At 41.8% G+C, this 16175-nt stretch carries 15 protein-coding genes; 9 read left to right on the top strand and 6 right to left on the bottom strand.

What is annotated here, in order from left to right; all coding sequences use genetic code 11:
* Positions 1–6 precede the first annotated feature (6 nt).
* Positions 7–786: an energy transducer TonB gene (locus tag BLQ57_RS00630; protein ID WP_087937613.1), complete on the top strand. Its 780-nt coding sequence runs from the start codon at positions 7–9 to the stop codon at positions 784–786.
* A 31-nt stretch (positions 787–817) separates the two neighbouring features.
* Here BLQ57_RS00630 and acnA read toward each other — a convergent pair whose 3' ends face one another.
* Positions 818–3592 (bottom strand): aconitate hydratase AcnA, encoded by a 2775-nt coding sequence (gene acnA, locus BLQ57_RS00635; protein ID WP_087937612.1) that lies wholly within the window; start codon positions 3590–3592, stop codon positions 818–820.
* Positions 3593–3741: 149 nt separating this feature from the next.
* Between acnA and BLQ57_RS00640 the strand changes: the two genes are divergently transcribed.
* Positions 3742–4788, top strand: a complete 1047-nt coding sequence (locus tag BLQ57_RS00640) for an endonuclease/exonuclease/phosphatase family protein (protein ID WP_087937611.1) — start codon at positions 3742–3744, stop codon at positions 4786–4788.
* A gap of 9 nt (positions 4789–4797) precedes the next feature.
* On the opposite strand, the gene BLQ57_RS00645 is transcribed toward BLQ57_RS00640, so the two are convergent.
* The 4 genes from BLQ57_RS00645 to BLQ57_RS00660 are packed head-to-tail and all read right to left on the bottom strand — an operon-like array spanning position 4798 to position 7742.
* Positions 4798–5772, bottom strand: coding sequence for an MlaD family protein (locus BLQ57_RS00645; RefSeq protein WP_087937610.1), 975 nt, complete (start codon positions 5770–5772; stop codon positions 4798–4800).
* On the bottom strand, positions 5769–6521 hold the full coding sequence (locus BLQ57_RS00650) for an ABC transporter ATP-binding protein (RefSeq protein WP_087937609.1): 753 nt from the start codon (positions 6519–6521) through the stop codon (positions 5769–5771). Before BLQ57_RS00650 ends, BLQ57_RS00645 begins: the two co-directional genes overlap by 4 nt.
* Position 6522: 1 nt before the next feature.
* The gene (locus BLQ57_RS00655) at positions 6523–7320 is read right to left on the bottom strand and encodes an MlaE family ABC transporter permease (RefSeq protein WP_087937608.1); all 798 of its coding nucleotides are present in this window, start codon (positions 7318–7320) and stop codon (positions 6523–6525) included.
* A gap of 59 nt (positions 7321–7379) precedes the next feature.
* Positions 7380–7742, bottom strand: coding sequence for a response regulator (locus BLQ57_RS00660; protein WP_139162631.1), 363 nt, complete (start codon positions 7740–7742; stop codon positions 7380–7382).
* A gap of 484 nt (positions 7743–8226) precedes the next feature.
* On the opposite strand from BLQ57_RS00660, the gene BLQ57_RS00665 reads away from it, so the two are divergent.
* A complete protein-coding gene (locus tag BLQ57_RS00665; RefSeq protein WP_087937606.1) occupies positions 8227–9603 on the top strand; it encodes a TIGR00341 family protein in 1377 nt (458 codons plus the stop codon).
* Positions 9604–9615: 12 nt separating this feature from the next.
* Positions 9616–10068, top strand: coding sequence for a YciI family protein (locus BLQ57_RS00670; protein WP_087937605.1), 453 nt, complete (start codon positions 9616–9618; stop codon positions 10066–10068).
* 14 nt (positions 10069–10082) lie between these two features.
* On the opposite strand, the gene BLQ57_RS00675 is transcribed toward BLQ57_RS00670, so the two are convergent.
* Complete coding sequence (locus BLQ57_RS00675; protein WP_087937604.1) at positions 10083–10997, bottom strand: glutaminase; 915 nt, start codon at positions 10995–10997, stop codon at positions 10083–10085.
* A gap of 245 nt (positions 10998–11242) precedes the next feature.
* On the opposite strand from BLQ57_RS00675, the gene BLQ57_RS00680 reads away from it, so the two are divergent.
* From BLQ57_RS00680 to BLQ57_RS00700, 5 genes are all read left to right on the top strand, one after another.
* Positions 11243–11587: a PadR family transcriptional regulator gene (locus tag BLQ57_RS00680; protein ID WP_087937603.1), complete on the top strand. Its 345-nt coding sequence runs from the start codon at positions 11243–11245 to the stop codon at positions 11585–11587.
* A gap of 125 nt (positions 11588–11712) precedes the next feature.
* Entirely contained in the window at positions 11713–12399 is a 687-nt protein-coding gene (locus tag BLQ57_RS00685; RefSeq protein WP_087937602.1) for a hypothetical protein, read from the top strand.
* Positions 12396–13094, top strand: a complete 699-nt coding sequence (locus BLQ57_RS00690; RefSeq protein ID WP_087937601.1) for a hypothetical protein — start codon at positions 12396–12398, stop codon at positions 13092–13094. Before BLQ57_RS00685 ends, BLQ57_RS00690 begins: the two co-directional genes overlap by 4 nt.
* A 217-nt stretch (positions 13095–13311) precedes the next feature.
* Positions 13312–15117 carry a translational GTPase TypA gene (gene typA / locus BLQ57_RS00695; RefSeq protein WP_087937600.1) on the top strand — a complete coding sequence of 602 codons (1806 nt, stop codon included), beginning with the start codon at positions 13312–13314 and terminating at the stop codon, positions 15115–15117.
* 172 nt (positions 15118–15289) lie between these two features.
* Positions 15290–16159, top strand: a complete 870-nt coding sequence (locus BLQ57_RS00700; RefSeq protein WP_087937599.1) for a hypothetical protein — start codon at positions 15290–15292, stop codon at positions 16157–16159.
* Positions 16160–16175 lie beyond the last annotated feature (16 nt).

Genomic DNA, 16175 nt, shown 5'->3' on the forward strand with positions numbered 1-16175 from the left:
TCAAAAATGAATTTTTTCGGTTTCATTATGCTCCAAAAACATAGATTTCTGATCCTATGGCTCGGTCTTTTTTTCGGGTATTGTTTTCCGGGTACAGGTCAGGATAAAACGATTGAAAAACTGAATCAGCATTTTCACCCCATTTCCACTGAGGATTCGCTCAATTTTACTTACCTGAAGATGAACTCAGTAACCAAGGATTCTGTGCAATTAGAGCGGATTTTTGATCAGAAAAACAGAATCATAAAAGTGACCAAGACCAAAATGAACCAAGAAGGAGAGTTTACAGAGAAAAGTACACAAAACTATGACCCCTTTGGGAATTTGCTCTCCCAAAAAATAGTAAACCTCGATAATGGTAAATTTATTGAAACCTTTTTCTATGATGGTCAGCAGGTAGGTCAGGTACTTGCAGAGGGAAACCAGAATTTTATGATCATCAGAAGTGGGGAACAAGAACCTACCTTGAATTTCGTGAATGATTTTGAACCGCAGTTTACCGAATCACTGCAAACTTGGAATACATATCTTTTGAATCATTTAAGCATCGATCGGAAAAAAGTCACAAATCCAAACCAAAAAGTAATTATAGGCATCTTGGTTGACAAAGAAGGGATTGTCAAAAAAGTAGAGTGGGCCAATCCGCAAGGAGCGGAACCTTATGTCGCCGAAAGGGCGATAAGCACTGTAAAAGGCTGGGGAAGAAATTTTCTTCCAGCATTGGACGCCTTTGGGAACCCCATTGAAAAATGGCTCTATATTCCCATCCGATACAAGGCGCATTAAAAAAAGCCCGATCGCTCGGGCTTTTTTGGTCTTATTCATTTTTTAAGAAATCCCTCAAGACATAATTGAGAATTCCTCCGTGCTTGTAGTAGGCGATTTCGACTTCAGAATCCAGGCGGGACTTGACTTTGAATCGCTTCTCTCCAGCATCAGAGACTGCCAAAACGTCCAATTCCTGACTAGGCTTCAATCCCTCAGCTATTCCAGAAATGGTGAATTTTTCATTTCCTGTTAAGCCTAAGGAGAGGGCATTTTCACCCTGCAAGAACTGAAGTGGAAGAACTCCCATTCCTACCAGATTGCTTCGGTGAATCCGTTCATAACTTTCTGCAATTACAGCTTTGATTCCCAGCAGGTTTGTCCCTTTGGCTGCCCAATCCCTAGAAGAACCCGAGCCATATTCCTTTCCTGCCAATACTATCAGCGGAGTGCCCTCCTCCTGATATTTTTCTGAGGCCTCAAATACACTCATTTCTTCACCGCTTGGAATGTACGTGGTAAATCCACCTTCCGCTTTGGCCAGCTGATTTTTGATTCGGACATTGGCAAAAGTCCCCCTTACCATCACTTCATCATTTCCTCTACGAGATCCATAGGAGTTAAAATCAGGACGCTGTACACCTCTCTTATTCAAGTATTGACCAGCTGGAGTATCTTCTCGAAACGAACCTGCAGGAGAGATATGATCTGTAGTGATCGAATCTCCCAATTTCAAGAGCACATGTGCCCCTTCAATATTCATAGGATTGAGCACATCGACACTGATGTCCTTGAAAAATGGAGCTTCTTTGATATAAGTAGAGCTATCGTCCCAAGGGTAAATTTCACCCTTCCCAGACTCCAGGTTTTGCCAAATATCATTTCCCTCAAAAATCTCCCCATAGCTTTTTTGATAGTCTCCAGGAGACAGCACTTGCCGGGAAATTTCATCGATTTCCTCCTGCGATGGCCATATATCTTTGAGGTAGACAGGCTCCAGATTGGGGTCATACCCAACAGGTTCATTGTAGAGGTCTGCATCTACCCGTCCTGCAATGGCATAAACTACCACGAGCATGGGTGACATGAGATAATTCATTTTCACTTGAGGATGTACCCTTGCTTCGAAATTTCTGTTACCAGACAGTACAGATGCCACTACCAAGTCATTATCCTCTACAGCTGCCGCAATATGTCGGGGCAAAGGTCCCGAATTACCGATACAAGAGGTACACCCATAGCCGACTGTATGGAATTTTAGTGCTTCGAGATCGTCTAATAAACCGGCCTTTTCTAAATAGTCTGTCACTACTTTGGATCCGGGTGCCAATGAGGTTTTTACCCAAGGTTTTACATCCAGTCCTTTTTCCCTTGCCTTTCGCGCGACCAATCCTGCACCTAGCATTACCGAGGGGTTGGAAGTATTGGTACAAGAAGTAATCGCAGCTATGACTACCGATCCATCATAGAGTTCAAATTTCTCATGATGCAAGTCTACGGTCACGGTTTTCATCCCATTTTTGACCTTTGTTTCGTATTCGACCTCAGTATTGCTTTGAGCTTTCTGAGGATTTTCCTGCCCTCCTCCCTCTGCATACCATCTACTTACTTCTCGCTGATCTATTGGGATATATTCTCTACCGTGCACAGCATGGATGAGTTCTTCAAACTTTGATTTGAAATCCCTCACCAAAATTTTGTCCTGAGGCCGTTTTGGACCGGAGACCGTGGCCTCTACCGTGCCTAAGTCTAATTCTACTAAAGAAGAATATTGGATCAGATCTTCATCCACTCTCCAGAGTAAATTTGCCTGGCAGTACTCCCTTACCAATTCAATCTGCTCGCTACTTCGGTTAGTTTTGGCCATGTAATCCAGCGTGCGATCATCAATAGGAAAATACGTCACCGTACAGCCAAACTCAGGAGACATATTGGAGATCGTGGCTCGATCGGGGACGGACAAATGATCCAATCCCGGTCCAAATACTTCTACAAATTTCCCCACTACACCATGCCTTCGAAGCAATTCTGTAATGGTCAAAACCATATCTGTGGCCGTAGTTCCGGCAGGAAGTTTACCCGTCAATTTAAGACCAACCACCTCAGGTAGGATAAAATAGATAGGCTGCCCAAGGATCGCGGCTTCTGCCTCTATTCCTCCGACACCCCATCCTACAACTCCAATGCCGTTGACCATAGGGGTGTGGGAGTCTGTCCCCACCAAAGTATCCGGGAAGGCCATACCATCTCTCACAATCACTCCCTGTGCGAGATATTCCAGATTGACTTGATGGCAAATACCCATTCCCGGAGGGACGACAGAGAAATTGTCAAAGGATTTCTGAGCCCATTTTAAGAATTGATACCGCTCACGGTTTCGCTCATATTCTACTTCTACGTTTTTTTGATAGCTGTAATTCGTGCCAAAATAATCCACCTGAACGGAATGATCGATTACCAAGTCCACCGGAATCAGCGGGTTGATTTTAGAGGGATCCTTGCCCTTTCGTTTGGCCTCAGACCGAAGGGAAGCAATATCCACCACCGCAGGCACTCCTGTAAAATCCTGCATCAAAACTCTTGCAGGTTTGTAAGGAATATCCTTATCCGAAGCTGCAGGTTTCCATGAAAGTAGGGTATCGAGATGCTCCTCGGTAATGGCAAAATCATCAAAGTTTCGAAGCGCATTTTCCAATAAAATTCGAATGGAGAACGGCAAATGCTTGATTTTCTTTCCAGACTGCTCCAGCTTATTCAAATTCCAGAAGGTCACCTCACCTTGAGAAGTATTTAGCTTAGATTTAATATTGAAAGGATCTAGTTTCATATAGGTTTCTTTTGTTAAAAATTGATTGAATGAAATTTGAAAAGATTGAACGATACAATCTCTAGATGGTATAAGATATCTATTTTTTATGAAAATGAGTAGATTTTCGGGTATGAAGATTTATCTTCCTGCTTTCAAACCATGAGTTCATGTTGATTTTAAAAGTTTTAAGTGGATTTTTTATTCTTGCCACTTTCTTTCCCCTGATCAAATGGGACCATTGGTGGGTCAGAGTATTCGACTATCCAAGATTCCAAAAATTGATCATGCTGCTCCTGCTCTTACTGTTCTGGGCCATATTTGCAGATTTTTCTTCACAAGAAAATCGAGGATGGATGCTATCCCTAGTATTGAGTTCAGCTTTCCTTTTTAAGAAAGTTTTCCCTTTTACCCCTTTTGGGAAAAAAATGATAAAAAAAGTGGATTTTGATCCTGAGAAAGGTATTCATCTTCTGGTCGCCAACATTTATCAATACAACCGGAAATACAAAAAATTACTTGACCTAGTCAGCAAAGAAAAGCCAGATCTTGTCTTTTTAGTGGAGACTGATTCAAAATGGGAAAAAGCCATGCTCCCCTTAGAGAAATCTTTTAATTATCACATCAAAATCCCACAGGAAAATACCTATGGATTGCTTTTCTACACCAATCTTGAAATAGTCCGGCAAGAAATCCATCATTTAATTGATCCGGAGATTCCTTCATTGGAATTGGACCTCTTGCTGAGAAATGGAGAAAAAATCACGATTTATGCGATCCACCCTACCCCTCCTGTTCCGGGTGAAAACGATCAAAGTACCGAGCGTGATGCAGAGATTCTTCTAGTCGGCAAAAAATCCAAAAACAACCCACTTCCCTCCCTTGTCATCGGAGATCTCAACGACGTGGCCTGGAGCTACACCACCGAGTTATTTTTAAAAATCTCCAGAATGGCCGATCCAAGGAGAGGTAGGGGCATGTACAATACCTTTCATGCCAAAATCCCGATTTTCAGGTGGCCATTGGATCATTTGTTTTTGAGTCGGCATTTCGCACTCAGCGGGCTTGAAGTTCATCGGGCGATTGGGTCTGACCACTTCCCCATCAGTCTAAAAGCTGTGTTGACGGAGACGAATCACACCGATACATTGAAAGCGGATGGGGATGAAAAAGAAGAAGCCCGTCAGAAAATTGCTAACGGGCTCACTTTAAATTAAATTTCAGGATTAGTTTTCATCCTCTTCAGCTTTTGCTTTTCTCTTAAACCCCTTTCTAAATGGCCAGGTATATTCCAAGGCTTCCAGCCCTCTGTTTAAATTATAAGCAGCCGAATCCGTATTATTCAGCGTGCTTTTCAGCACGTCTGCAAATTCAGGATCATTGAGTAGCATCCCAAAAGAGGTATTAGGATCATCCAACTTAGTAGAAATCTCTCCTAGTTTGGCGGTCAGTTCCTCCGTATTGGCAGCCGATTCCTTGAAACTCTCAAGCGTGGCCTTGAGATCTGTGACCATGGTAGTATCCGTCGCCAAATCATTGAAAAGATTCCCTTCCTGATTCAGTTTGGAAGTAAAGGAGTTCAAGTCATTCAGCATTTGATTACTGTTGATACTAGCACGATTTAAGTTGCTGAGAATAGATCGGAAATTATCTGCTAACAACGAGTCAGTCATCACTGCACCTACAATCCCTTCTCCTGCGGCCAGTTTTCCAGTGAGGACTTTTAAATCATTGGTGATATCTACCAAGTTCTGATTGTTTTCCTGCAAAGTCTCCATCATGCTGTCGGTATCTAGTGGCATGATCGCTTCAAGCCGATCTCCATCTTCTACAGGAGGGGCTACTGTAGTACCTCCATAGATGACGATGATTTTATTCCCTATCAGACCGTCAGAACTGATAGTCGCCTTAGAATCTTTCCGGATAAATTCACGTACAGATTGCTCTACATTCATTTCTACCTCCACTTGGGAATCTCCGTAAAAGTTGATTTTTTTGACTGTTCCGATTTTGACACCGGAAAACCAGATATTGTTTCCCGGCTGCAATCCACCAATATCATCGAATACAGCTTTCAGCTGAATCGCCTTGACAAATTTCTTTTGCTGTCCTCCCAGAGTCATCACTCCGGCGACAAGGATAGCTATGCCGAGGAAGACAAATATGCCAACAATGACGGACCTTTTATTTTCACCTCTCATGATTCGATAAAATTATAATCGTAGAATGATTTTACTTGTTGATCTTCTGCATGCGCGAAGACTTCTGAAAATGTCCCTTTGGACCGAAACTGCCCATCTAACAAGACTGCCATACGATCCCCCGTCACCTTGGCGCAGGTGAGATCGTGGGTAATCACGATAGAGGATGTATGGAAGCGCTCCTGCACCTCATTGATCAAGTTGTTGATTTCCATACAGGTAATGGGATCAAGACCTGCCGTAGGCTCATCGTAGAGCATGATCTCTGGATTGAGTATCAAAGTCCTCGCCACACCAATTCTCTTTTTTTGACCGCCGGAGAGCTCCGAAGGCATCTGATCAATAGTATGCGGCAAGCCTACACTTTCCAGCATCTCTTCGATTTTGATCTGCTTTTCCTTTCTTGTCAGATTTTTGACATTCCTGACCAGAGGAAATTCCAAGTTTTCTCTCACCGTCATACTATCGTATAAGGCCGAGTTTTGAAAAGAAAAACCGATTTTCAATCTCAATGCATTCAATGCTTTGGTCTTTAGCCCTGCTACATCCTCTCCCAAAACTCGCATCACGCCAGCATCTTGGTTTAGAAGTCCCACCATAATCTTGATAAAGACAGATTTGCCCGCACCGGATTTTCCCAGGATGACCACCGTCTCTCCCCGGTGCAGATCTAAGTCTACGCCTTTGAGTACGTGAAGGTCTCCGAATGATTTTTTGAGCCCAATGGCTTCTACTACTTTTTCCTTCATACTACATGGCCCGGATTGCGTTGACGATTTGAAGTGCCAAAAGCTCTTCTATAAATATCAAAAACATGGAAATAACTACCGCGGAGTTTGCCGCCCTACCCACTCCTTCTGTTCCTTTGGTGGAGTTGTAGCCCTTGTAGCAGCCTACTATCCCTATGGTAAAACCAAACATGATGGATTTCAACACCGAGGACCAAATGTCCAGAAAGGTAATTGACTCAAAGACCTGAAAGAAAAAGGTCGTCAGCGAAACCATTTCATTGGCATTGACATTCAAAAACGAACCCATCAACGCCACAAAATCAGTGTACATCACCAATAGAGGGATCATAATAGTCGTCGCAGTGACTCGAGTGACTACCAGAAATTTAAAGGGATTGGTCGCCGACACCTCCATTGCGTCAATTTGCTCAGTTACTTTCATAGAGCCTATTTCTGCCCCAATGCTTGAACCTACCTTTCCCGCGGCGATCAATGCTGTCACCAAGGGACCCATCGCTCTCACCACAGCTATGGATATCAGAGAAGGGAGCCAAGAACTGGCACCAAACTCGGATAAGGATGGTCGAGACTGATTGGTAAATACAATACCTACTATGAAACCCGTCAGCGAAATCAGCGGTAAAGACTCCACCCCAATGCGATAACATTGGTGAATGAATTCCTTGAATTCAAATGGAGGTAAAAAAACCTCCTGAAAATACCGCCTGACAAAATTCCAGGCATCTGCCAATCCTTTGAAAAACTTATCGATTTTCTTCGAAAGCAAGGGCTTTCTGTCATCTGCTTCTTCAGCCATATTTTTGATTCGAATGCCCGAAATTAATTAAAATATTCCAAAGGAACCTTTTTCTGACTTCAATGCTCCATCATCATCTCCAGATCCAGTTGGCTCAACGGCTTTTCAAACTGCCCCTTGATAAACGGATCTTCATTGATAAGATTTTTCTCCTTAGGATCTATCGATCCACTCAGGACAAAAACCTTGCCCTTAGTTTCTAATTTTTTTAATTCATTAACAAATTCCCAACCATCCATTTCAGGTAAATTCAAATCAAGAAGAATCATATCCGCTGAATTTTCCTTTAAGAAATCAAGAGCAAATACAGCCCTTTCAAAAAAGGTTACTTGTGGCTGCGGCTCAAATTGTGAGAAGCGTTTTTGGAGCAAAATGTGCTGAATTCTGTCATCGTCTAAGATTAAAACTTGTGGTATTTTCATTGCTTTTTTGGATAAAATTTTGTGTGGAAAAATTATTGAAACTCTTTGGGTCAACACCTCAATGCTATCTAGACAGGACTGCTCATGAAGCAAACTTTTGGAAGATTAAAAATTCTCTTAGAAGCTTTTCTGAATAGTACCGTAATCCCAGAATTGGATCTTGACCCTACACTACCTATTGAAAAATTAAATACGAAGTGAAAAAAAACTTGGATTTTTTAGCCATATCTAAATTTTTTAGGCAAGATTAATTATGAGAACCCTAAATGCACTATAAAAACTTATATTTCAATATTTTAGTTCATTTTTGTTAAAGTAATTTTTAAAATGACCTGGACTCAATTATCTACAAGGTGAATTTTTGAGGAGTTCTTATCCGAATAGAACTTCACAAGTTTCCAGCCAATATTTCAAGCAAAATTTTTCCGATAGAAATTCCCTATAATAGTTAATTTGCCGTTCCATTTATAATCGGTATAAGCCCATGGAGCATCCCTCCCACTCCCCAAAAAGCAAAAATAAAATTCTCCAGTTTCTGATCTACATCAGAGATCGATTTGACTTAGAAGAGGGCAAAGAAGATGAGCTCGAGACGATCGAATACATCCGAAAAAACGTAGAATTTAAGGGAGCCAATCTCTGGATCTTGATCTTTGCCATTTTTGTCGCTTCCATCGGACTCAATGTCAACTCTACTGCCGTCATCATCGGCGCCATGTTGATCTCCCCACTCATGGGTCCGATCATGGGAATTGGGATGGCCGCAGGCATCAATGACTTCGAGCTTCTCAAACGCTCCCTACGCAACCTGGGGGTGGCGGTGTTTATCTCCATCTTGACTTCTTCGATTTATTTTTATTTTACCCCCCTGGATAATGCACAGTCCGAACTTTTGGCCAGAACCGAACCCACCATTTGGGATGTGCTAATAGCCCTCTTTGGAGGGCTTGCAGGAATAGTCGCCGGTTCTAGAAAAGAGAAAAGTAATGCGATTCCCGGAGTCGCCATTGCCACAGCTTTGATGCCTCCTCTATGTACTGCCGGATACGGGTTGGCGACAATGAATTTGTATTACTTTTTTGGAGCCTTTTACCTCTTTTTCATCAACTCAGTTTTCATCAGCCTTTCCACTTACCTGATCGTTCGGTTTATGAAATATCCCAAAAAGGAATTTCTAGACCAGAAGAAAGAAAAGCGTGTCCAAACTTACATCACCATATTTACGATTCTCACCATCGTGCCCAGTGTCTACCTAGCTTATGGGATTGTAGTACGCACACTTTGGCAAGAGCAAGCTAGGCGATATGTCGAGGTGGAAATGAAATTCCCGAAAACTCAAGTGCTCAATAGCGAAGCGGATTTTTCAAAGGAGCCTAGACTCATTCAAGTTAACCTCATCGGTGAAGAACTCGATGCTGAAATGCTGGAAATCATCAAAGGCAAAGCCACAGACTATGGACTTGATCAAACCGAAGTCATCATCAACCAAAGTGGAAATGGAAGTACTGACTTCAATGTCTTGCGATCGGATATTCTCAAAGATCTCTACGAACGAAACGAACAAGTCATCAATGATAAAAATCAGCGCATAGCCCTCCTGGAAAGCGAGGTAGCCAACTATGCCCAGGTAAGGGCTCTGGGCGGGGAGATTGCAAAAGAAGCCAAAATCAACCATCCTGGACTGCAGAAATTCACGCTCAATCGCTCCCTTGTCACCGACCTGCAAAGCCAAAAAGCAGATACACTCCTGCTTGCCTACGCCGAATTCCAGCCCAAACCCAGTAAAACCGAATCCGATAAACTCGTGCAATGGCTTAAATTGCGGACTAAATCCGATACCGTTGCCTTGATTCTATACTAAACCCCTTATCCTATGAAAAATTTCATCTTAATCTTAGCACTCTTACTATGCGGGCTTTCCCAAATTCAAGCTCAAGAACAATTTGATCAGAAACTCGCCGATGAACTTGGAGCCGATGCTTATGGCATGAAGAAGTATGTCATCGCTTTCCTTTACCGAGGGGATCGAGTCAATGAATACAGTGAGAAGGAGCGCGCTGAATTGCAAAGAGGACATATGGATAACATCACCCAACTGGCCGAAGCAGGAAAAATGGTCTTGGCCGGTCCTTTCTTCGGAAATGAAGAACTAAGAGGTTTATTCTTTTTCAATGTAGAATCGATTGAGGAAGCTGAAAAACTAACTGCCACTGATCCTTCTGTCCAAGCTGGTGTTTTAAAAATGGAACTGAAAGAATGGTACGGCTCGGCAGCTTTACCACTTCTTCTTGAACTTCATTCAAAAATAGCTAAGGAGGCTATTTAAGGAGACTTAGGGCTTTAGAATAGGGAAAAAGATAGCTTGTCAGTCAGCAGCTCCAAAGCGCGAATGGATTTAACGGAATTCCCTTTTTCGTTGAGTTCGGGGCTCCAGACAGCAATGCTAAATTTATGTGGCATCACCGCAGCAACGCCTCCACCCACACCACTTTTCCCAGGAAGTCCGACCCTGTAGGCAAATTCTCCTGCTTCATCATAAAAGCCGCAGGTCAGCATGATGGCATTGATTCGGCGAGCATGACTTTCAGAGAGAATTTCCCTCTGAGCAAAAAGTGAGTACCCGTCATTTGCCAAAAATGAAAAGGACTTTGCCAAATCCACACAGCTCATTTCCATGGCACAATGAGAGAAGTATACATCCAAGACTTGATTTATGGGATTATCAAAATTCTTGTAAGATTTCAGAAAATAGGCCAAAGCAGTGTTTCGCTCGGCATGGTTTTGTTCCGAACTTTTGACTGCAGGATTAATTGCCACGCAGTTCTTTCCTGCGATCTCATTAATAAATTCAGAGATCTGCTGTGTCGGATTGTCGAATTTGCTGCAAAGCGCATCGGTAATCACCAAGGCTCCCGCATTGATAAAAGGGTTTCTAGGTATTCCTTTTTCGTACTCCAACTGCGCAATCGAATTGAAGGGATTACCGCTAGGCTCCACATTGACCCGAGACCAAAGCTGAGGGTCAAATTTTGGAAAAACCATCGTCAAGGTGAGCACTTTGCTGATACTTTGGATAGAAAAGGGCAATTGATAATCCCCCACACCGTAAACCCTTCCTTGGAGATCTACCAATGCGATACCAAACTGATCGGGGTTGACACTGGCTAGCTCAGGAATATAAGTGGCTACTTTTCCTCTTTGGTTTTCCTGCTGTACCTCTTGATAAACTTCTTCGATGACTCCTTGGTAATCCATCGGAGTAAGTTGGGAAAATTATAGAGACTTGAAAAGAAAAGACCCCGAGAATCTGATAGATTGACAATCTTCTGATTATTTCCATCCTTTAGATCTTTGATTTTATTTCATAGTAAACTCTTTTTGAGTTTTATCACTTACCGTTTTTCCCGTGAATGACCGGCAAGTAAAAAAATAAACATACATAAGAAACTGATGTATATAATTATTTGATATATTTGACTTGCTGATGCATCAAAAACGCTATGTCTAACAATAATCTGATCAAAGGAAGCCTACAAACCATCATCCTTAAGCTGCTCGAGGAAAATGAAAAAATGTATGGTTATGAGATTACCCAACGAGTCAAGGAGCTCACTGCAGGAGAAATAAAAATCACAGAAGGCGCCCTCTACCCTGCCCTTCATAAGCTGGAGGCTGAAGGAATGCTGACGACCGAGATTCAACAAGTGGATAATCGGGTTCGGAAATACTACAGCTTAACGAAATCCGGGAAAAAAGAAGTCAGTGCTAAGATGTCAGAGTTGCAGAGTTTCGTGGGTAATCTTCAAAGAATTTTAGATCCTGAATGGAAGCCGGGATTGGCATAAATATTTAATGCAACGAAAGACGCAGCACACGCAAAGCAATAATTAAAATTGATTTAAAAATAAGATACCAAAGAGAGAAGTTTACGCGGCGAAAACTATGCGCCCATTGTGAGAAACAAAAGACTATGCGCCAACTATCAGACATAGAACTCCAAGAAATACGCAAATCTATCCTGCTGAAAGAAATTTCCTCAGCCGAAATTCTGATGGAAATTTATGACCATTACATCAGTCATTTACAAGAATTTTCCGAATCAGAATTTTCAGAGCAGCTTTTTGAACTAGACCAAAAGTTTAGCTACGGGTACTGTCATGCCTTACAATCCAAATTCAAAAAGGAAGCTAAAAAAGATATCCATCAGACTCAATGGAAAGTCATCCGAACCTATTTCTGTACTTCGAGGTGGTTGTTTTTTGCAGGGATTTTGGTGATTATTTTCACGATTGCTACTCAGACCAGGAGTGAACGAGAAACTCAACTGATGATTCTTTCACCCTTGATTTTGCTGACTATCGCTTCCTTTATATTCAATTGGAAAAATTATATCAAACTAAAGCCGATCAAAAAAGCATTTAAGGGAAATGGCATTTCTATTCAGTCCTCTCTAGCTTTGCCCATTTCAGAACGCATGTATTTGCCGGTTTTACTGATTTACACCTTGAATTTCTCTCTTTCCAGACTTTTTGAACTCAATATTCCCTATGATCAGGTCCAAGCTCCCCTAGCTACCCTATTGACTGCGGGATTGATCTTGTACTTTCTTTCCTTGATGGAAGTCTGGAAAATCAAATCCAAAACTGCATTGGTATGAAACTCTCCAAAGACCAAATCGCTACGCTCAAAAAACTGATTTCCTTCAAAGGCTATCCCGAGATCGATGTGCAATATGAAATCCTTGACCATGTAGCCTGCAAAGTAGAAGAATTGCTGGAAGAAAACCCTTCTTTAAATTTGGAAGATGCCTTTCGAAAAGTACATGCCAGTTTTGGGATTTTTGGGTTTAGCGGCTTGGAGGAATCGTATAAAAAAGCCATCGAAAAAAGAATGTGGACGAATTATAGGCAAGAAATAAAAAACCTCCTGACCAGCTATAGGCTACTGTTTCCGATTTTACTAGGCTTACTTATTTACCAAACCTCCATTCTTTTTGAAGACCCCGAAGCTTGGGTTTTACTATTAGCAGGTTTCGTAATGACAGGTAGTGCTATTTTTATCATCACCTATTGGAAAAAATACCAATACCTAAAAAATTATGCTTCGTTTATGGGTTCGACCCAAATCTTTCAGGCCTTGAACATGGGCATCTTGGCCAGCCTTTATTCCTATCAGTTCGTGTATAAATCGAGTGAAGAGGGATCATTTTTATTTTTTTCCATTTTCAAAATAATGATCATTGTAGTACTCGTTGGATTTGCCATCAGTTCGTTTATTCTCCCAAGACTTCTCAGGCAATCCATCTCCGAGACTGAAAAGCTCAAAAAACTCTATGAATCCGTGGAAGGGTAATTTTCATTTTAAAGGCTTAAGCTTTCGTACTTAAGAATTCTGACTCTCTTTGCTGCCTACTGTGACTGTCTACTCTCTCCAATTTCTCACTTTAAACTTCAAAATTCCTGACAACTGCCTACATTTACCCAATGCTTGATTCAATTTTTTACTTCACATTAGCATAATCAAGATCCCATTATTTTTCGCTACCTTTGCGGCTCGAAAAACGCAGATCATGCAGAATATCAGAAATATCGCGATTATCGCACACGTTGACCACGGCAAAACTACGCTAGTGGACAAAATCATCCATGCCTCCAAAATCTTCAGGGAAAATCAGCAGTTCGACGACTTGATCCTGGACAACAATGATTTGGAACGAGAGCGTGGAATCACCATTCTTTCAAAGAACGTATCCGTTCGCTACAAAGACACCAAAATCAATATCATTGATACTCCAGGTCACGCAGACTTTGGAGGAGAAGTAGAGCGAGTATTGAAAATGGCCGATGGAGTGATCCTATTGGTGGATGCTTTCGAAGGTCCTATGCCACAGACTCGATTCGTTTTGGGAAAGGCGCTTGCTTTGGGATTGACCCCAATTGTGGTCGTCAACAAAGTAGATAAAGAAAACTGCCGCCCTGATGAGGTGCACGAATCAGTTTTTGACTTGATGTTTAACTTGGACGCTACCGAAGAGCAATTGGAATTCCACACGCTTTATGGTTCGGCCAAAAACAACTGGATGGGGCCCGATTGGAAAAACCCAACCGATTCTATCCTTCCACTTTTAGATGCCATTTTGGAACACATTCCAGAGCCCAAAATTGACGAAGGAACTTTGCAGATGCAGATCACCTCATTGGATTACTCTAATTTCGTAGGCCGTATAGCTATCGGAAGAGTGAAGAGAGGAACAATCAAAGAAGGCGCTCAATTGACACTCTGTAAAGCGGACGGAGTTTTCAAAAAAGTAAAAGTCAAAGAACTTCATGTATTCGAGGGTCTCGGAAAAGCCAAAGTCTCTGAAGTAGTAGCCGGTGACATCTGTGCGGTGACAGGTATCGAAGATTTTGAAATCGGAGATACATTGGCAGACTTGGAGAAGCCGGAAGCGCTTCCAAGAATCGCCATTGACGAGCCTACGATGAATATGCTCTTCACGATCAACAACTCCCCTTTCTTCGGTAAAGAAGGCAAATTCGTAACTTCCCGTCACCTCAGAGATCGATTGATGAAAGAGATGGAGAAAAACTTGGCTCTTCGTGTAGAATCTACCGATTCAGAAGATAAATTTTTGGTTTATGGCCGGGGTATTCTTCACTTGTCAGTCTTGATCGAGACGATGAGAAGAGAGGGCTACGAACTTCAGGTGGGACAGCCTCAGGTAATTTTCAAAGAAATCGACGGGGTAAAACACGAGCCTATCGAGACCCTAGTAGTGGATGTTCCTCAGGAGACAGCAGGAAAGGTAATCGAACTTGCTACTCAGCGTAAAGGTGAATTGCTCGTCATGGAGCCAAAGGGCGATTTACAGCATTTGGAATTCAAAATTCCTTCCAGAGGTTTGATTGGTTTGAGAAATAATGTTTTGACCGCCACTCAGGGTGAGGCCATCATGAACCATCGATTTTCTGCTTACGAGCCTTTCAAAGGAAATATCCCGGAAAGAAATAACGGATCTTTAATCTCCATGGAAGCCGGACAGTGTACGGCTTATGCCATTGACAAATTGCAGGATCGAGGAACCTTCTTTATCGAACCGGGAGATGAACTCTATACTGGTCAGGTTATCGGTGAAAACTCCCGCGACAGTGATATCGTCGTCAATGTGCAGAAGGGAAAAAAACTGACCAACATGAGAGCCTCGGGTTCGGATGATAATGTCAGAATTGCTCCAGCTAAGAAATTCTCTTTGGAGGAAGCTATGGAATATATCCAAAAGGATGAATACCTTGAAATCACGCCAAAATCCATCCGGATGAGAAAAATCTATTTGGATGAAAACGAGCGAAATCGAATGGCGAAGAAAGAATCCTGATCATAGAAGGAAGTTACTAGTAATTAAAAATTTAGAAAAAAGACCTCGGTAAGAAGCTTACTGAGGTCTTTTTTCTTGCCTATTATCCAGCGATTTATGAATTTCTCTTGGATTAACTTAAACTTTTTTAAGTACATCACCGTGTATTCATTTAAGCTTTAATTTCTACCCCATGCGCACTTTATTACTTATTTCCGCAGTCATTTTTATTGGTACTCAAGCCTTCGCTCAATCAAAACATGATATCCTTTACCTTTCCGAAGGGCCCAAAGAAGTCAAAGTCAAAGAAATAGGTCAATCCAATATTAAATACACTTACCCCAATGAAGAGGTCATTTATTCCATTAATAAGTTTTTGGTGTCCAAAGTGGAATTCGAGAGCGGCAGAATAGAAAATTTCAACTCTCCGCTAAAGCCTATTGACAATATTCTAGATGCGCAAGAGGTATATATCACTTTTAATCCGGATGAGATGATAGGGCTTTACAATCTCGGTAGTCTATTCTCTAAAGCAACTGGTGTCACCACCCTTTCCAGCATTAATAATGTCAACAATCGAGCGCTGGAAAAATTAAAATACGAAGCGGCGATGATGGGGGCCAATGCGGTCTACATCGGAAACCAATACCAAAGAGGAAATCAATATGGAAATGAGTACACTCCGGGAAATAGTACTCAGACCTCCTACTCAGGAATGGCCTTTTCCAACGAAAAACTGGATTTAGATGAAGTAGAGCGGCTCTTAGAATCCCACAAATTTGTCCCTTTTCAGAAAATAACACTGAAAAGAAATGGTTGGTCGCCAAACATAAATGCTATACCCACGGTGGATAGTTCGGGGAATCCAAACTTTATCAGCATTGATAAAATCATCAGAACTGAGGATGGGATAGCCATTAAAACCAAAAGTATCCGATCTAAATCAAGCCAATTAAAAGTCATCAAATACAAAAGTGATTCCATCATATTAATGGAAAGAGATGGAAAAGGCATTACCAATCATTACCTCCTTTCCGAAGACCATCCATTTGTTAAAAAGTAGTTAGCATAGACTCTTT

Source organism: Algoriphagus faecimaris (genome assembly GCF_900101705.1).
In the GTDB taxonomy this organism is placed as follows: domain Bacteria; phylum Bacteroidota; class Bacteroidia; order Cytophagales; family Cyclobacteriaceae; genus Algoriphagus; species Algoriphagus faecimaris.